The 16,544-nt window shown below is 72.5% G+C and carries 15 protein-coding genes; 6 read left to right on the forward strand and 9 right to left on the reverse strand.

The annotated features are described in order from the left end of the window. The first annotated feature begins 99 nt into the window (after positions 1 to 99). Positions 100 to 507, forward strand: coding sequence for an IPT/TIG domain-containing protein (locus NQU54_RS49775; RefSeq protein ID WP_257631860.1), 408 nt, complete (start codon positions 100 to 102; stop codon positions 505 to 507). Here NQU54_RS49775 and otr(A) read toward each other — a convergent pair. Further along, the gene (gene otr(A), locus NQU54_RS17405) at positions 504 to 2,465 is read right to left on the reverse strand and encodes a tetracycline resistance ribosomal protection protein Otr(A) (protein ID WP_257631861.1); all 1,962 of its coding nucleotides are present in this window, start codon (positions 2,463 to 2,465) and stop codon (positions 504 to 506) included. The genes NQU54_RS49775 and otr(A) overlap by 4 nt on opposite strands. A 284-nt stretch (positions 2,466 to 2,749) precedes the next feature. Between otr(A) and NQU54_RS17410 the strand changes: the two genes are divergently transcribed. Further along, a complete protein-coding gene (locus NQU54_RS17410; RefSeq protein WP_257631862.1) occupies positions 2,750 to 4,216 on the forward strand; it encodes a glycoside hydrolase in 1,467 nt (488 codons plus the stop codon). 12 nt (positions 4,217 to 4,228) lie between these two features. On the opposite strand, the gene NQU54_RS17415 is transcribed toward NQU54_RS17410, so the two are convergent. Next, complete coding sequence (locus NQU54_RS17415; RefSeq protein ID WP_257631863.1) at positions 4,229 to 4,837, reverse strand: TetR/AcrR family transcriptional regulator; 609 nt, start codon at positions 4,835 to 4,837, stop codon at positions 4,229 to 4,231. Positions 4,838 to 4,984: 147 nt separating this feature from the next. Between NQU54_RS17415 and NQU54_RS17420 the strand changes: the two genes are divergently transcribed. Then, positions 4,985 to 5,812 (forward strand): NAD(P)H-binding protein, encoded by an 828-nt coding sequence (locus NQU54_RS17420; protein ID WP_257631864.1) that lies wholly within the window; start codon positions 4,985 to 4,987, stop codon positions 5,810 to 5,812. Positions 5,813 to 6,175: 363 nt separating this feature from the next. Here the strand turns inward: NQU54_RS17420 and ku are convergent, their stop codons facing one another. Then, complete coding sequence (gene ku / locus NQU54_RS17425; protein WP_257631865.1) at positions 6,176 to 7,294, reverse strand: non-homologous end joining protein Ku; 1,119 nt, start codon at positions 7,292 to 7,294, stop codon at positions 6,176 to 6,178. A 30-nt stretch (positions 7,295 to 7,324) separates the two neighbouring features. Between ku and ligD the strand changes: the two genes are divergently transcribed. Together ligD and NQU54_RS17435 are read left to right on the forward strand one after the other, a co-directional pair. Next, positions 7,325 to 8,377: a non-homologous end-joining DNA ligase gene (ligD, locus tag NQU54_RS17430; RefSeq protein ID WP_257631866.1), complete on the forward strand. Its 1,053-nt coding sequence runs from the start codon at positions 7,325 to 7,327 to the stop codon at positions 8,375 to 8,377. Then, positions 8,374 to 9,333 carry an ATP-dependent DNA ligase gene (locus NQU54_RS17435; RefSeq protein WP_257631867.1) on the forward strand — a complete coding sequence of 320 codons (960 nt, stop codon included), beginning with the start codon at positions 8,374 to 8,376 and terminating at the stop codon, positions 9,331 to 9,333. Before ligD ends, NQU54_RS17435 begins: the two co-directional genes overlap by 4 nt. Before the next feature lie 285 nt (positions 9,334 to 9,618). Here NQU54_RS17435 and NQU54_RS17440 read toward each other — a convergent pair whose 3' ends face one another. After that, positions 9,619 to 10,614 (reverse strand): 1-aminocyclopropane-1-carboxylate deaminase/D-cysteine desulfhydrase, encoded by a 996-nt coding sequence (locus tag NQU54_RS17440; protein WP_257631868.1) that lies wholly within the window; start codon positions 10,612 to 10,614, stop codon positions 9,619 to 9,621. 393 nt (positions 10,615 to 11,007) lie between these two features. On the opposite strand from NQU54_RS17440, the gene NQU54_RS17445 reads away from it, so the two are divergent. Beyond that, positions 11,008 to 11,787: a helix-turn-helix transcriptional regulator gene (locus NQU54_RS17445; RefSeq protein ID WP_257631869.1), complete on the forward strand. Its 780-nt coding sequence runs from the start codon at positions 11,008 to 11,010 to the stop codon at positions 11,785 to 11,787. A gap of 28 nt (positions 11,788 to 11,815) precedes the next feature. Here NQU54_RS17445 and NQU54_RS17450 read toward each other — a convergent pair whose 3' ends face one another. From NQU54_RS17450 to NQU54_RS17470, 5 genes are all read right to left on the reverse strand, one after another. Further along, positions 11,816 to 12,742, reverse strand: coding sequence for a class I SAM-dependent methyltransferase (locus NQU54_RS17450; RefSeq protein WP_257631870.1), 927 nt, complete (start codon positions 12,740 to 12,742; stop codon positions 11,816 to 11,818). Positions 12,743 to 12,958: 216 nt separating this feature from the next. Next, positions 12,959 to 13,432, reverse strand: coding sequence for a thioesterase family protein (locus NQU54_RS17455; protein WP_069864971.1), 474 nt, complete (start codon positions 13,430 to 13,432; stop codon positions 12,959 to 12,961). Further along, on the reverse strand, positions 13,429 to 14,442 hold the full coding sequence (locus NQU54_RS17460; RefSeq protein WP_257631871.1) for a 3-hydroxyacyl-CoA dehydrogenase NAD-binding domain-containing protein: 1,014 nt from the start codon (positions 14,440 to 14,442) through the stop codon (positions 13,429 to 13,431). Before NQU54_RS17460 ends, NQU54_RS17455 begins: the two co-directional genes overlap by 4 nt. 70 nt (positions 14,443 to 14,512) lie before the next feature. Continuing rightward, complete coding sequence (locus NQU54_RS17465) at positions 14,513 to 15,406, reverse strand: beta-keto acid cleavage family enzyme (protein WP_257631872.1); 894 nt, start codon at positions 15,404 to 15,406, stop codon at positions 14,513 to 14,515. Between the two features lie 64 nt (positions 15,407 to 15,470). Beyond that, positions 15,471 to 16,448 (reverse strand): TetR/AcrR family transcriptional regulator, encoded by a 978-nt coding sequence (locus NQU54_RS17470; protein ID WP_257631873.1) that lies wholly within the window; start codon positions 16,446 to 16,448, stop codon positions 15,471 to 15,473. Positions 16,449 to 16,544: the final 96 nt, after the last annotated feature.

Genomic DNA, 16,544 nt, shown 5'->3' on the forward strand with positions numbered 1-16,544 from the left:
AAAGTGTGTGGTGGGACCCCCGCCGGTTTCCTTCGGCGCTGGGGCGCCGCACCCTCGCCGGAGCCGGGCGCCAGGCGTACCGCGAGGAGGACCGGGCGGGTGCCCCAAAGCCCGCTGCCGCGCACCGGATTCCGTGAGCGCGAGCGGGTCCAGCCCGTCCGGTCCCGTCCACCTCCGTGCCCCGCCCTCATCCCAGGAGGGAGTGCGCCATGCCTTACGGGCGTCACCGCCGTCACTTTCGGGTCGACCCCAGCCCTGTCGTTCACCGTCGTCTCGGCCACCCAGATCACCGCCGTCGCCCCGCCGGGGCCCGCCGGTCCGGCGCAGATCACGGTGACCACGCCGGGCGGCACCAGCAACGGCGTGACGTACTTCTACGTCGGCGTTCCCACCCTCACCGCCGTCGCGCCGCCCGGGTCCGCCGGGCCGGTGAATGTGACGGTCACCACGCCCGGCGGCACCAGCAACAGCCTCGTCTACAACCGCCTGGGGCCGCCCGAGATCTAGGCCCCGGGGGCCGCCCCGGCGCGCAGCGGCCGGTCGGCGCACGGCCGGGACCACCACACCCCCTCGCCGTGCGTCAGCCGGGGCAGGACCTGCTCGAAACCGTGCACCCGGCGGGCCGGGAGCTCGCCCCGGACCAGCCATCCCGTGGCACCGTCCACGCTCTCGCCGATGTCCGCCTCGGCGGCGGCGAGGTGGGCGGTGACCGCGGCCAGCGCCTCGGGCGGAAGCTCCAGCTCGAAGGCGTGGTACGGCTCGTACACCCGCCACCCCGCCCGCTCCAGGGCCTCCCCGAGCACCACGGGGGTGATGTCGCGGAAGTCGGCCGCGGTGCTCATCGGGCCGATGAAACCGGAGCGCACGAGGACGACCCGGCAGTCCGTCACCGAACGCCCGCGCGGTCCGTGGAGCAGCGTCTCGTACACGGTCTCCTCGATCGCGTTGTGGAACGCGCGGGGCAGCGCGCCCAGTTCGGTCTCGTAGCCGAAGACCGCCCCGGCGCCGCGCTCGGTGGGTTCGACGCGCAGCCCGACGGTCGCCCACAGCCCGGTGTGGTCGAAACGCGCGATCTCATGAACGGCCTCGCCGACCCCCGAGGGGCGTTCGACGAGCACGGGCCGGCTCGGTTCGAAGTCCGCCTCGATGCCGTAGTCCTGGACCAGCGTGGCCGCGATGATCTCCTTCTGCACCTCGCCGTACAGCAGTACCGAGGTGGCCCCGCCCGGCATCGCCCGCGCGTGGATCAGCGGATCCTGGTCGGCCAGGTCGAGCAGCGCGGTGTGCAGCCGGGACGCGGCGGTGGCGCCGGGCTCGCGCGCGCGGACGAGGGTCTGGAGGCTGGGCGCGGCGAAGTGCCGCCGGTCCGACGCGGTGTCATGGACGGGCCCGAGCCGGTCGCCGACCCGGACCCCGGGCAGCCCCCTGACCCGCGCGATGTTCCCGGCGGTCAGCGGCCCCCGTGCGGCGCCCGCCCGTCCGATGACCTCCAGCGCGGTGATCTGCCCGGTGTGCTCGGTCGGGGCGCCGCCGGGCTCGCGGCGGTGCAGGGTCACCCGCTGTCGCAGCGTCACCTCACCGGAGAACAGCCGCAGATACGCCGTACGGCCGCCGCGGGCGCCGCCCCGATCACCGCCCGTGCCGCCTCCGCCGCGTTCGACGGCGAAGACCGTGCCCCGCGGCTCCGTGCCGCCCGGCGCGGGCGGCACCAGCCGTGCGACCCCCTCGACCAGGTCCGCGACGCCCGCGCCGCTGAGCGCCGAGCCGAAGAAGACCGGATGCGCCAGCCCCTCCGCCGTACGGGACGCGAGCGCGGCCCACACCTCCTCGGCCGAGGGGAGCGGACCGTCCACGACCCGTGCGAGCATCGCGTCGTCGATCTCGGCCAGCACCTCGGCCGCCTCGGCGCGCACCCCCGGATCGTCGAACGAACGCGGCCGGACGTGCGCGTTCCGTGTGCCCGGGGCGCGTACCGCCGTCAGGGGGACGAGATGTGGGGCCAGGGCACGGCGGATGTCGGCGAGCAGCCCCTCGTCGCGGGCGCCCGCACGGTCGATCTTGTTGATGAAGAGCAGCACCGGAAGCCGCAGCCGCCGCAGCGTCTTCATCAGCACCCGGGTCTGTGCCTGGACGCCCTCGACGGCGGACAGCACGAGCACCGCGCCGTCGAGCACCCCGAGGGCGCGTTCGACCTCGGCGATGAAGTCGGAGTGACCGGGGGTGTCGATCAGATTGATCTGGGTGTCCCCGGCGGTGAGGGACGCGACCGCGGTCCGCACGGTGATGCCGCGCCGCCGCTCGATCTCGCCGGTGTCGGTCTGGGTGTCCCCGGCGTCGACGCTGCCGAGCCGGTCGATCACCCCGGCGTCGTAGAGCAGCCGCTCGGTCAGGCTGGTCTTACCGGCGTCGACATGGGCGAGCACGCCGATGTTGAGGGTCCGCGAGACCCGTGGAGAGCTGGGCATGGATGCTGAAGTCCTCGAAAACGGTCGTCCGGTGGGGGCGCTGGGTCGTTTCGAGGAATCGGCGCATCGGTCGCTCCTGCTCGTAGAGGCTCGCGGACGTTCGCGGACGTTTCGCGGACGTTCGCGGACGTGAGGTCGCGGACATCCTGGACACGGAGGCGGGCGGAGGCAACCGATTTTCCGGCGGACCGCCGGGAGAACCGCCCAGGGCCCTCTCGACAACTCCCGCCGCTGCCCCGACCCTTCGTAAGCGACGGGGGCCGGCGCGGCGGAGGGGACTGACGATGCGGCGCAGAACGCTTCTGGCGGCGGCGGGCACCACCGTGCTCGGCACCGCGCTCACGACCGGCACCGCCCGGGCCGACGAGGCCATCGGCGTCGACCCCGGCACCGACCACGGGGTCTGGGAGGGCTGGGGCACCTCGCTCGCCTGGTGGGCCAATCTCTTCGGGCGGCGCGACGACTTCGCCGATCTCTTCTTCACCACCGAGGCGGTGGGCTACGGCGGCCGGTCGCTGCCCGGTCTCGGGCTGAACATCGCCCGCTACAACCTCGGCGGCTGCGCCTGGACCAGCGCGGGGGGCGAGTCCATGGTGGCCTCGCCCAACATCCCCCGGTTCAAGCAGATCGAGGGCTACTGGCACGACTGGAGCAGCGAGGACCCCGCCTCCCCGGCCTGGCACTGGGACGCCGACGCGGTCCAGCGGGCGGCGCTGGTCAAGGCCGTTCAGCGGGGTGCCGTCGCCGAGCTGTTCGCCAACTCGCCCATGTGGTGGATGTGTCTCAACCACAACCCGTCGGGCGCGGCGGACGGCGGCAACAACCTCCAGCCCTGGAACCACCGCCAGTTCGCGCTCCATCTCGCCACCACCGCCCGCTACGCCCAGGACCACTGGGGCGTCCGCTTCGCCACCGTCGAGGCGTTCAACGAGCCGTCCTCCGCCTGGTGGAAGGCGGACGGCACGCAGGAGGGCTGCCATATCGACGCGTCGGTCCAGCGGGCCGTCCTCGGCCATCTGCGCACCGAACTCGACGCGCGCGGGCTGACCGGCACCCGGATCTCGGCCTCGGACGAGACCGGTTACGACCTGGCCCGTACCACCTGGAACTCCTTCGACACGGCCACCCGCGCCCTGGTCGACCAGGTCAATGTGCACGGCTACCAGGGCTCGGGCGGCCGCCGCGATCTGCTGTACCTGGATGTACGCGCGGCGGGCAAGAAGCTGTGGAACTCCGAGACCGGCGACAAGGACGGCACGGGCCTCACCCTGGCCACCAACCTCTGCCTCGATTTCCGCTGGCTGCACCCCACCGCGTGGTCGTACTGGCAGGTCATGGACCCCGGCGCGGGCTGGGCGCTGATCCACTACGACCCGGACACCGCCCAGCCCGGCGCCGTGCAGCCCAAGTACTACGTGCTCGCCCAGTTCACCCGCCACGTCCGCCCCCGGATGCGGATCCTGGAGACCGGCTCGGACCACGCGGTCGCCGCGTACGACCCGGGCGCGCGGCGGCTCGTGCTCGTCGCCGTCAACCCCGGCGCCGCGCAGACGCTGACCTTCGATCTGTCCCGCTTCGGCCGGGTCACCGGGGGCACGGGCGGGCTGGTGCCGCGCTGGTCCACCCAGACCTCCGGCGCGGGCGATCTCTACACCCCGCGCCAGGACACGGCGCTGGACGGCAAGCGGCTGAGCGTTCCGTTCGCCGAGAAGTCGGTGCAGACGTTCCAGATCGACGGGGCGAGCGAGTAGGCCCCCGGGGCGCTACGCGGCGAGATGGCGGACGAGGCGGCGCAGCTGCTCCTCCCACCGCTCCCGGAACTCCGGCGAGTCCGGCTCGATGCCGAAGATCTGGCGGACGGCGTGCGGCATCGTGGCCGGTACGGAGACGGCGGCGTAGCACATCAGCAGTACGGCGGCCGGGTCGAGGTCGTCGGCCAGCTCGCCGGCCGCCTGCCGGCGCCGCATGTCGGACAGGTCCTCGGGCTGCTCCTCCGCCACCTCACCGGTCAGCGCGCGCCAGACGGCCAGCCGGATGCCGCGAGGGTCGTCGAACACCTCCCGGAGGTAGCGGACGACCAGCTCCTCGAAGGGGACCGAGGGGTCGTTGAAGGTCGCCTCGCGCTTCAGCCACTCGCGGCCCAGCTCCTGGTAGATGCCCTCCTTACCGCCGAAGTGGTAGGCGATCAGCTGCTTGTTGACGCCCGCCCGGTCCGCGATGTCCTGGACGCGGGCGCCCGCGAACCCCTTCTCGGAGAACTCGTCCCTGGCCGCCTCCAGCAGCAGCCGCCGGGAGCGCTCCGGGTCCAGCTTGCGCTCCTCGGGCGTGGGGGCGCGGCGGGGCCTCTTGGGCGTCCCCTGCATCGTCGTCATCTCCTCTTCCTCGGCCCGGACCTCGGCCCGGACAGGCTAGCCGGGGGCTCCCGCCATGCTCTCATCTATATGTTTGACAACATCATCCGTTTGGATGAACCTGGCTGCGGCTACGTACGGATCGCAGGACAGGCAAGGAGATTCATCATGTTCGTGGTGACCGGAGCCACCGGAAACGTCGGCGGCCATGTGGTGAAGGAGCTGGCCGACGCGGGCGCCGAGGTGCTCGCGCTCACCCGCGACCCCGAGGCGGCCCGGCTGCCCGAGGGCGTACGGGCGGCCCGGACCGATGAGCTGCCCCTGGACGGTGCCACGGGGCTGTTCCTCAACCCCGCCGTGGTGTGGCAGGTGGGGATCGGCAAGCTCCTGGAGCGGGCCAAGGAGAGCGGGGTGCGGCGGATCGTGATGCTCTCCTCGTCCTCCGTCCTGGCCGACCTCGACCCCGAGGAGAACCCGATCGGCGCCCGCCACCGCGCGCTGGAGGCCGATGTCGAGGCCACGGGGCTGGAGTGGACGTTCGTCCGGCCGGGCGCCTTCGCCGCGAACGCCATGCAGTGGGTGGACCAGATCAAGGCCGGGGACGCGGTGTACGGGCCGTACGCCGGGGCGCAGATGGCACCCATCCACGAGGCCGACATGGGCGCGGTCGCCGCCCGCGCCCTGCTCGCCGACGACCTGGTCGGCCAGTCGCCCGAGCTGACCGGGCCCGAGTCGCTGAGCTTCGCCGATCAGGTGCGCATCATCGGCGAGGTGATCGGGCGGCCGCTGCGGTACGAGGAGATCTCGCACGAGGCGGCGCGGGAGCGGATGGCGCACGGCTTCGTCACGCCGGAGATGGCGGATTCGCTGCTGCGTGTCTTCGCGGAGTGCGTGGACCGGCCGCAGCCGATCTCACCGGAGGTGGAGCGGGTCACGGGGCGTCCCGGGCGTACGTTCGCGCAGTGGGTGGAGGACCGCGCGGCCGCCTTCCGCTGAGGCGCCGGCCGCGCCGGGACCTGACGGCGTGCCGGGACCCGGGACCCGGGACCGGGTGGCCGGGCCAGTCGCGCCTGCGGCGGGCCTTTTCCCCTACCCGCCCCTTCCCGAACCATGGGGCTCCGCCCCCTGGACCCCGGACGCCCTTCGGGCGTGTCCTCAATCGCCGGACGGGCTGAAATCAGCCCCTCCGGCGATTGAGGAGCGGGGTCCGGGGCGGAGCCCCGGTTGCGGGAAGGGGCGGGTAGGGGAAAGGCCCGCCGCAGGCGCGCTATGCCAGGGGTGGGTCCTGTCCGTACGCCTGGACGGCGCGCGGAACGCTCCGCGCCGGGCGGCGCGCACTCGCCAGGTGCCACGCCCGCCTCAGGAGGCGGTCCGCTTGCCCGTCTGCTTCTTCGCGGTGGCCTTCTTGGCCGCGCTCTTCTTGGCCGCAGCCTTCTTCGCACCCGCCTTCTTCGTGGCGGCCTTCTCCGCAGGCTCCTTCTCCGCCGCCTTGGCGGCCTTCGTCCCGCCCCTCCTCGCCCCCGCGGTCTTCTTCTCGGCCACGGCCGCAGGCTCCTTCTTCGTCGCCGCGGCCTTCTTCGCCGGGGCCTTCTTGCGGCCGCGCAACTCGTGGACCGTAGCCTCCGCCTCCTCCTCGGCTCCCCCCTCCGAGGCGTCACCGGCCTCCCCCGCCGCCGCGGCCGCTCCGGCCCCCTCCTCGCCCCGGGACTGCCTGGCGCTGCGGACGCTCTCCTTCAGGGCCGCCATCAGGTCGACCACCTGCGCGCCCGAAGGCCGCTCACCGGGCTCGGCCGCGGGCGTGGCGCCGGACATCTTCGCCGCCACCAGCTCCTCCAGCGCCTCGTGGTAGTCGTCGTGCAGTTCGCTGATGTCCACCTCTCCGAGCGTCTCCATCAGGGTGTCGGCGAGGTCCAGTTCGGCCGGTTTCACGGTCACCTTCTCCTTGGGGGCCACCCCCGCGGGCTCGCGCACCTCGTCCGGCCAGAGCAGCCGGTGCAGCGCGATGGTGTCGCCCACGACGCGGAGCATCCCCAGCCGCTCGCGGCCCCGGTGGGCGTATTTGGCGATGGCGACCTTCCCGCTGCGCTTGAGCGCCTCGCGCAGCAATGTGTACGGCTTGGCCCCGGCGGCGCCGCTGGTGCCCAGGTAGTAGGCGTCGCCCAGCTGGAGCGGATCGATCTCGGAGGCGGAGATGAACGCCTCGATCTCCAGGGTGTGGGTGGTGGGCAGCGGAAGGGCCGCGAGGTCCTCGTCGGTGATCGGGACCAGCGCTCCGTCCGCGTCCTCGTACGCCCGCCCGATCTCGCCCGACTCGATCGGCTTGTCCTCGAGCTCGCAGACCTTGCGGTAGCGGATGCGGCCGCCGTCGCGGGTGTGGATCTGCCGGAACGAGATCGAGTGGTCCTCGGTGGCCGGATACATCTTGATCGGAATGCTCACCAGGCCGAAGGAAATGTTCCCATTCCAGATAGATCGCATGCTTGATCCCTTTCGTGAGATTCTTATCGTATGTCCCCGATCGCGGAGGTGGAGGGGCGGCGGATCACGCTCAGGAACCTCGACAAGGTCATCCATCCGGCCACCGGCACCACGAAGGGCGAGCTGCTGCACTATCTGGCGTCCACCGCGGACGCCCTCCTCGGCCATCTGCGTGGGCGGCCACTGGCGTTCCTGCGCTACCCGGACGGCCCCGACGGCCAGAAGTTCTTCACCAAGAACCCGCCTCCGGGCACGCCCTCCTGGGTGACCACGGCCGAAGTCACCCGCCATAAGGGGGAGACCGCGCGGCAGGTGCTGATCCAGGACCTGCCCTCGCTGATGTGGGCGGCCAACCTCGTGGTGGAGCTCCATACCCCGATGTGGCGGATCGACCAGGGCGTGGGCAGCGCCGACCGGCTCGTCCTCGACCTCGACCCCGGGCCGCCCGCCACGATCGTGGACTGCCGTGTCGTCGCCGTATGGCTGCGCGAGCGGCTGCGCGCCGACGGCCTTACGGCTTACGCCAAGACCAGTGGCTCCAAGGGGCTCCATCTGCTGGTGCCGCTGGAGCCGACCCCGTCCCGGCAGGCCACCGCCTACGCCAGACGGCTGGCCCTGGAGGCCGCGAACGCCATGCCGGACCTGGTCATCCGTAAGATGACCCGCTCGCTGCGGCCGGGGAAGGTGTACGTGGACTTCAGCCAGAACGCGGCCGCGAAGACCACCGCAGCCCCGTACACCCCGCGAGCCCTCTCCGAACCGGCCGTCTCCGCGCCCGTCACCTGGGAGGAGGTCGAGGAGTGCGGCGACCCCTCGGCGCTGACCTTCCTGATCGACGACATCCCCGCGCGGCTCGACCGCCACGGGGATCTGCTGGCCCCGCTGCTGGACCCGGCGCAGGCACGCCCGCTGCCGACGGGTGGCGGCGGGGGCGGGGACGACGGGGCCGCCGATGAGGACGGGGCCGCCGATGAGGGCGAGGCCGCCGATGAGGGCGAGGCAGACGACGAAGACGCGGCCGACGATGAAAGCGCGGCGGACGACGAAGACGCGGCGGACGACGAAAGCGCGGCGGACCGATGACCTCCCAGGAGCCGCCCCTTCGGCAGCCCCCTCAGCCGCCTCTTCAGCCACCGGTGGAGGTGGCGCTGGCCCGTGTCGTCCCCACCCTGCCGACCGCCCCGCCCGGACGGCGGCTGGCGTACGAGCCCAAATTCGACGGGCATCGGCTGCTGATCTTCCGGTTGGTGGACACCGTAAGGATGCAGGCACGCTCCGGCCGCATCATCACCCGTGCCTTCCCCGACCTGGAGGCCGCCGCGCGGCCGCTTCCGCCCGGTACGGTCCTCGACGGTGAGGTGGTGGTGTGGGCGGGCGGCCGTACGGACTTCGCCGCCGTCCAGAAGCGCGCCTTCGCCGCGTCCGAGTCCCGGGCGGGCCGGCTCGCCCGGGAACTGCCCGCCTCCTACGCCGCCTTCGACCTGCTCGCGATCGGGGCGGAGGATCTGCGGCCGCTTCCTTACGAACAGCGTCGCGCCCGGTTGATGGCGCTCCTCGAACCGCTCGGCCCACCGCTCCAGGCCGTTCCCATGACCACCGACCCGGAGCTCGCCGCCACCTGGTACGAGGCGCTGCCGGAGATCGGCGTCGAGGGCCTGGTCATCAAGGATCTGGATCAGCCGTACCGGCCGGGCCGCCACTGGCGGAAGCTGCGCCACTCGGAGGCCCGTGACGCCGTCGTCGTCGGCGTGGTCGGGCCCCGGCTCCGCCCCCGCGCCCTGGCGCTGGTGCTCCCCGGCGATGACGCGCCCGTGATCTCCGCCCCGCTTTCGACGGGCGTCCGCGCCCAGCTCGGCTCGGCCCTGCGCGACCTGCCCGACCCACAGCCTCCGCCCGCCGAACTCCCCACCGCGCTGGACCGGGTCGGCGCCGAGATCGCCTACCGCCCCATCGCCCCGGATCTGACGGTGGAGGTCCGCCACGAGAGCACGGTCCGCCACGCGGCCACAACGGTCATGCGCCTCCGCATCCCCGACTGACCACCCCGACCGGCCTCCGCGCGCCGGGCCCCGGCCCTTGCCCGTACGTCGCGTACTCCGACCGGCCCCCGCGCGCCGGGCCCCCGACCCTTGCCCGTGTGCCGCGCACCTCGACCCGCCTCGCGCGCTGTGCCCCCGGCCCTTGCCCGTACGTCGCGTACTCCGACCGGCCCCCGCGCGCCGGGTCCCCTGCCCGTGAGCCGCGCGCCCCGACCCGCCCCGTGTGCCGCGCCCCCGACCCCCGCCCGTGAGCCGCCCCGACCCGTCCCCGTTTCCCGCGCGCCCCTACCCGCCCCCGCGTGCCGCGCGCCCCGACTCGCCTCCGTTTCCCGCGCGCCCCGGCTCTGGCTCCGGCTTCGGATCCGGCGGGCCGGTGATCACCGCCGTCACCCGGCTGCCCGGCGGCAGTTCGCCCCGCTCCACCAGCCCGTGGACACCCCACAGCATCTTCGCCACGTACCGCCGCTCCACCCGCACCCCGTGCCGCTCCTCGAACCGGGCCGCGAACGCCTCCAGCTCCGCCGGGACGCGCCCGTAGCCGCCGCCGTGGTAGCCGTGGTCGATGTGCCAGTTGCCGAACGCCCGCCCCCAACCGCGCCGGTGCAGCTCGGCCACCTCGCCGTCCAGATGGCCTTCGGCCCCCTTCAGGACGGCGAACCCCACCGCCCGCGCACCGGCCGGGAGCGCGGCGGTGATCCCGGCCAGCGTGCCCCCGGTGCCCACCGCGCAGCACACCACGTCGCCCGGCCCCAGGTCGGGCAGCTCCGCGACGAGCTCCGCCGCCCCGCGCGCCGCCAGTACGTTCGTACCGCCCTCGGGGAGGACGTAAGCGCGCCCCCACCGCTCCTCCAGCCCCCGCAGGGTGCCGGGGTCGTCCTCGCTCAGCCCGCGCAGCGTCTCGCGGTAGGCGGAGCGGCTGACGAAGGCCAGCTCCATACCGTGGTCCTCGGCCCGCGTCAGCGACCAGTTGCGCGGCGCGTCGGCCAACTCGTCGCCCCGGATGACCCCGACCGTCGACAGCCCGTAGGCGGCCCCGGCCGCCGCCACCGCGCGGATGTGGTTGGAGTACGCCCCGCCGAAGGTGAGCAGCCGCGTGTGCCCCCGCTCGACGGCCGCGCGCAGATTCGGCGTGAGCTTGCGCCACTTGTTGCCCGGCACCAGCGGATGGATGAGATCGTCCCGCTTCAGCCGCAGCGCCACGCCCCGATCGGCGAGCCACGGATCGACCACGTCCCGCACGGGGGACGGCAGCCGCGGCCGCAACGGGGTGGCGATGTCCATGGGGCGTCTCACCTGTCCATTCTCGCCGCTGCCCCTCGTTCACCGAGCCGTACCGCCAGTGAGCCGCGCGGCCGCGGGACCCGACCCGGTCACGCAGCGTAAGCACTGACAGGGCGGCCATGTCGAGGTGAGGAGGGGAGCCAGAGGGTCGCTGCTGATGACCACCACTTCGGCGCTCCAGGTCCGGCCACTGTCATGGGACACCCGCATGCTCATGAGCCGCTGTCCCTTTTCTGTCTTGTCCATCACGATCTGCCTCTTCTGTCGCGTTGGGTCGTGATGGTCCCGCCATTGCCCAGGGCGCCGCGACGACAGAAAAGGCGTTACTCGGGTGTCCCTCGAAGGGCGTCATTTCGGTGTCATTCATGGGCGTTCGCGGCTAGCGTGGACGCCATGACGACCGAGGTACACGCACCGAATGACGCGCTGCGGGCTGTGCGGATCGGCCTGCGGATGAGCCAGGACGACCTGGCGAAGGCGCTCCGCCGGGCAGGTGTCGGGTCGGGTGAGCCGAACGAGGCCAGCAAACGGCTGGTCCAACGCTGGGAATCCGGTATCAGCAGATCACCGAGGCCGGTCTACATCCGCGCGCTGGAGAGGGTCACAGGGGTGCCGATCGAGTCATTGGGATTCGCCCCGCAGGTGCCCATGGCGAGAGTCCATGGCGATGGGGCGGGAGGGCATGACATGACACCGAGCGCGGAGGGCGTGGCTCCCGCCTCCGCCGACACCCGGGCGGGCCGGCAGACGGCGGCAGACAACTACAGCGGCGTCTGGCTCTCCCGGTACGAGTACTACTCGTCAGGGCGCGAGGACGTCTTCGAGGGCAGGCACTACGTGGTGCTCGTGCAGCACGGCAATCGCCTGACGGGACGGTCACTCAACGGAGCGTCCCTGAACCCCGACTCCCCGCTCTCCCTGGACTTCACCGTCGACCGGAGCGTGGTCACGGGTACCTGGACCGAGCAGACGGCCACCGGCGGCTACTACCAGGGGGCGTGCTACCACGGCGCGATTCAGCTGCTCGTGGAGCCGACCAGCCGCCGCATGGCCGGCAAGTGGGTCGGCTTCGGCAAGGACTTCGACGTCAACACCGGACCGTGGGAACTGCGCCTCATGGACACCTCGGTGTCCAAGGCGACCCTGGAGCGGTACAGCGTCCCGCCGGAGTGACCGGACCGCTCGGACGGGCCGCGGAAGCTCAGGAAAAGCGCGCGATCGCCGTCATCGTCGGCCGGAGATTCCGGACCGCGGGCAGCCACCGCATCACGGGCGCCAGCGCCCCGTAGTAGAACCCGCGCCCGCGCGGCGGCGGCACCTCGCGTACGTCCGTGATCGCCGGATGGGCCGTCCGCACCTTCGGCAGCTCGCCCGCGTCCATGCCCCATGGCATGGGCGGCGCCTGATAGCCCTGCGCGGTGCGCATCTCGCCGCGCAGCGTCCGGGCGCTGAACCAGCGGGGCACCGCGTCGAAGACCAGCGCCCCGCCCCGGAACCGCTCGGCGCACCCCGCGATCAGGTCCTTCACCTCGGTCGGCCGGAGATACATCAGCAGCCCCTGGGCGGTGATCAGCACCCCGTGCGCGGGATCGACCTCGTCCCGCCAGGACAGGTCGAGCGCCGACCGGGCGAGGGTGCGCCGCCGCTCCTCGTCCGGCAGCAGCGACCGCCGCACCTCGGCGGTCTCCGGCAGCTCCACGCACAGCCAGCGCGCCCGCCCGTTGTCCACCCGCCAGTACTGCGTCTCCAGGCCCTCGGCGAGCGTGACGACCGTGCCGTCCGGATGCTCGTCCAGGAAGGCCCGTACGGCGGTGTCGAAGGTGCGGACCCGCAGCGCGTGGCCCTGCGCCAGCAGCGGGCTGGGCGCGCCGAAGGTCTCCTCGAAGGGGTAGTCGATGCGGTCGACCAGCTCCACGGCCTTGGGGTCGGCCAGCACGGTCCGCGCCCGGCGGGCCTCGGCAGCCCGCATATAGAGGTTCCACAGCAGGGTCTCGGGCACCTCGCTCAGCTCGATGCGCCGGCCCTTGCCGTCTTCGTCCCCGTCCCCGTCCCTGTTCCCGGTCCCGGTCCCGGTCCCGTCCCAGTCCCCGTAGCCGTAGCCGTAGCCGTTCGGTCCGGCGTCCGCCATGGTCTCGTCACCCCTCGCCGTGTGCCGCCCCTGGCCGCGCGTCCCTCGGAGTGTCCTCCACTGCCATTCAACCTCACCCGCCGCGGAAGGGAGAACGGCCCCGGCAGGGGACGGAGAACGCCCCGGCGGGAGTGGAGAACGCCTCGGCGGGAGTGGAGAACGCCCCGGCCCCCGGATGATTCCGGGACCGGGGCGTTCAGGAGGTGGGCACGCCGTTCAACCCGCCTCGGACGGCACCGGGCCGATCGCCCGGCCCGCCCACTCGGGGGCCTTCTCGAGCAGATCCGTCAGCCGCTCCCGGATCTCGTCGGGGAACGGAGCCGAGCGGCTCTCGTTCTGGTCGATGTGGAGCGCGAGCAGCTCGGTGGTGGCCACGGGGGCGGCGTTCGGCTCCCCCACATGCATCTCATGGGTGAACCGCACCTTCTTCTCGTCCACGCCGATCACGCGCGTACGGATGGTGAGTTCGGCGCCTTCGTCGACCTCGCGCAGATACCGGATATGCGACTCCACGGTGTAGAGCGAGCAGCCGGTCTTGGCGCGGTAGGCGGAGTCCAGACCGGTCTCCACCATCATCTCGTCGGTGCTGTGGCCGAAGACGAGGACGTAGAACGCCTCGCTCATATGGCCGTTGTAGTCGATCCACTCGGGACGTACGGTCTGCCGGTAGTCGGGGAGCGTACTGCTCACTTTTCGTCTCCCATGGTGCTGGAGTTATGTGCGATGCCGTCCGTCCCCTCGGTGCGCTGCCGCGGCAGTCGGCCGGTCGCCCGCAGGACGTCGATGACGCCCTGGTCCCGCTCCGCGACGAGCTGCGCGATGGTACGGCCGCCCGCCGCCTCGTCACAGCCGTCGACCATGGCCGCACGCAGCGTGTCGTCCAGCTCAGGCGCCTCGAGACGGGTCCACGGAGACTTCAACGAGGGTCCGAAGTGGTCGAGCATATGTCCCATGCCTCCCTCGCCGCCCGCCAGGGCGAACGTGAGGCAGGGACCCATGAACGCCCACCGCAGCCCCGGCCCCTCGGTGATCGAGTCGTCGATCTCCTTCACCGTGGCCTCACCATTGGCGACCATGTGCAGCGCCTCCCGCCACAGCGCCTCCTGGAGCCGGTTGGCGATGAAACCGGGCAGCTCGCGCTCCATGGTGATGACGGATTTGCCCGCCACTTTGTAGAAGCGCGAGGCCCACTCGACCGCGGCGGCGTCGGTCTGTTTCCCGCCGACGACCTCGACCAGCGGAATGAGATACGGCGGGTTGAAGGGATGGCCGACGACGAGGCGGCCGGGGTCGGCGGCCTCGGTCTGCATATCGGTCATCGGATAGCCGGAGGTGGAGGACGCGATGACGACACCGGCCGGGGCCGCCGCGTCCAGCCGGGCCAGCAGCGACCGCTTGAGCTCCAGCTTCTCGGGGGCGCTCTCCTGGACGAACTGCGCGTCGGCCACGGCCTCCTCGGCGGTCGCGGCCACGGTCAGCCGGTCGGGGGAGGCGCCGTCGGCGAGGCCGATCCGCTCCAGGGCGGGCCAGGCGGCGTCCACGAGGCGGCGCAGCTTCTCCTCGGCGTCGGGTGCCGGGTCCCAGGCGGTGACGTCGTAGCCGCGCGCCAGGAAGTGGGCGACCCAGCCGCCGCCGATGACTCCGGCGCCGACGCAGGCGACGCGGCGTACCTCTTCGGGGGCGCAGGGGGATGGGGGCATGGCGGTCCTAAGGGTGTGAGGGGAGAAGGGTGTGAGGGGAGGGGAAGAGAAGAAGGGAGCTGGTGGGGGTTTACGCGCGGGGCTTGAGGCCCAGCCGCTGCCGCGCCTCGTCCGGTGTGGCGACGTTCGCGCCCAGCAGCTCGATGACCTGGACCGCGCGCTCGACGAGCTGGCCGTTGGTGGCCTTGACACCCCGGCTGAGGTAGAGGTTGTCCTCAAGACCGACCCGTACGTTGCCGCCGAGCAGGATGGACTGCGCCACCCACGGCATCTGCGTCCGGCCCAGCGCGAAGCTGGCCCACTGGGCGCCCTCGGGCAGCATGTTGACCATCGCCTGGAGCACGCCCGGGTCGGCCGGGGCGCCCCACGGGATGCCCATGCAGAGCTGGAAGACGGTCGGGTTGTCCAGCAGCCCCTCGGCCAGCAGCTGCTTGGCGAACCACAGCTGTCCGGTGTCGAAGATCTCCAGCTCGGGGCGTACGCCCAGCTCCTGGATGCGCTTGGCGCCGGTGCGCAGCATGTCGGGGGTGGAGACGTAGAGGTTGCTGCCTTCGCCGAAGTTGAGCGAGCCGCAGTCCAGGGTGCAGATGTCGGGCAGCAGCTCCTCGACGTGGGGGAGCCGGTCCAGGCCGCTGACCAGGTCGGTGCCGGGGAGATGGGTGAGCGGGTTCTCGGGGTCGATGACGAGGTCGCCGCCCATGCCGGCGGTGAGGTTGATGACGACGTCGGTGCCGGTCTCCTTGACCCGCTCCACGACCTCGCGGTAGAGCCGCGGATCACGGGCTGGGGCGCCGGTCTCGGGGTCGCGTACGTGGATATGGACCACGGCCGCCCCGGCCCCCGCGGCCTCGACCGCGGAGCGGGCTATCTGCTCGGGGGTGACGGGGACATGGGGGCTGCGGCCCACCGTGTCACCGGCGCCGGTGAGGGCACAGGTGATGATGACGCTGTCGTTCATGGGCATGGGCTCTCTCCCTCTTTCGCGGTGTGCTCTCGCGGTGCGGAACGGCGCGGAGCTACGGTCCGGACTACGGTCCGGGCTGGTCGACGGGGTCGGTGGGGTCGACCGGGCTGGCGGGGCCGGTGGGGCCGGTGGGGCCGGTGGGGCCGGTGGGGCCGACGGGCTGGTCGGCGGGGCCGGCCGCATCCGTGCCGGACCGCCGTGCGGTCAATTCGGTGTCCACATGCGCGTTGCAGGCGATCTCCATGGCCTCGGCGCTCGTACCGCCCTGTCCGGGCTCGGTGGCCAGCACCTGAATCGCGAGCCCATCGATCAGCGCGGTCAGCCGCAGCGCGCTGAACTCCGGGTCGACGGTGCGGAAGACCCCCTGCCCGATCCCGCGCCGGATCACCTCGGCGACGGTCTGCCGCCACTGCCGGTAGAAGTCGGCGTGCAGCCGCCCGATGGCGGTGGACCGCGCGGCCTCGGCCCACAGGTCCATCCACACCAGCCACTGCTGCCGCTGCCGCGCGGTGTACGGCACCTGGAGCGCGATCAGCTGCCGCAGCTCCTCGCGCGCGTCGTCGGCCTCGGCGATCCGGGCGGCGCGGCGCACGGTGTCCTCGTCCATGCACCAGCGCACGGCGGCTTCGAGCAGCTCGTCGCGGCCCGGGAAGTGGTAGTGGATGGTGGCGGTGCTGGTGTCGCAGGCGGCGGCGATATCGGCGACGCGTACGGCGTGGAAGCCGCGCTCGGCGATGAGCCCCACCGTCTCCCGCACGATCTGGAGCGGCCGACCGCTGTCGGGGGGCGCGGCGGGGACGGTCGGCCGCGGCGCGCCGGCCGCTCCGGGCGCCGCCGTGGTGCCGAGCAGCCACCCGGCGTCCACGTTCCCGGCGTCGGCGATCCGCGCCAGCTCGGCCACGGTGAAGCGCCGGCTCCCGCTGAGCGAACGCGAGAGCTTGGACGGGTCCATCACGACCCGCCGGGCGAATTCACGCTGGGTACAACCGGCCTCGCCGATCACCTGACGTACGCGTTCCGCCACGTCGAACTGTTGCCGCATGGCCGACACCGTACGGACGCGTTGAGATAAGCGCAATGAATGTGACTACAGGATGCCCGCTTTCTCCCTGAATCAAGGGGAATCTCACCCAGGTGT

It is taken from the genome of Streptomyces malaysiensis subsp. samsunensis (assembly GCF_024519315.1).
GTDB lineage: Bacteria > Actinomycetota > Actinomycetes > Streptomycetales > Streptomycetaceae > Streptomyces > Streptomyces malaysiensis.

Bases quoted from the DNA above. Each gene is read 5' to 3' on its own strand.
- NQU54_RS17410 (WP_257631862.1), top strand. From the start codon at position 2,750: ATGCGGCGCAGAACGCTTCTGGCGGCGGCGGGCACCACCGTGCTCGGC.
- NQU54_RS17415 (WP_257631863.1), bottom strand. From the start codon at position 4,837: ATGACGACGATGCAGGGGACGCCCAAGAGGCCCCGCCGCGCCCCCACG.
- NQU54_RS17420 (WP_257631864.1), top strand. From the start codon at position 4,985: ATGTTCGTGGTGACCGGAGCCACCGGAAACGTCGGCGGCCATGTGGTG.
- ku (WP_257631865.1), bottom strand. From the start codon at position 7,294: ATGCGATCTATCTGGAATGGGAACATTTCCTTCGGCCTGGTGAGCATT.
- ligD (WP_257631866.1), top strand. From the start codon at position 7,325: ATGTCCCCGATCGCGGAGGTGGAGGGGCGGCGGATCACGCTCAGGAAC.
- NQU54_RS17435 (WP_257631867.1), top strand. From the start codon at position 8,374: ATGACCTCCCAGGAGCCGCCCCTTCGGCAGCCCCCTCAGCCGCCTCTT.
- NQU54_RS17440 (WP_257631868.1), bottom strand. From the start codon at position 10,614: ATGGACATCGCCACCCCGTTGCGGCCGCGGCTGCCGTCCCCCGTGCGG.
- NQU54_RS17445 (WP_257631869.1), top strand. From the start codon at position 11,008: ATGACGACCGAGGTACACGCACCGAATGACGCGCTGCGGGCTGTGCGG.
- NQU54_RS17450 (WP_257631870.1), bottom strand. From the start codon at position 12,742: ATGGCGGACGCCGGACCGAACGGCTACGGCTACGGCTACGGGGACTGG.
- NQU54_RS17460 (WP_257631871.1), bottom strand. From the start codon at position 14,442: ATGCCCCCATCCCCCTGCGCCCCCGAAGAGGTACGCCGCGTCGCCTGC.
- NQU54_RS17465 (WP_257631872.1), bottom strand. From the start codon at position 15,406: ATGCCCATGAACGACAGCGTCATCATCACCTGTGCCCTCACCGGCGCC.
- NQU54_RS17470 (WP_257631873.1), bottom strand. From the start codon at position 16,448: ATGCGGCAACAGTTCGACGTGGCGGAACGCGTACGTCAGGTGATCGGC.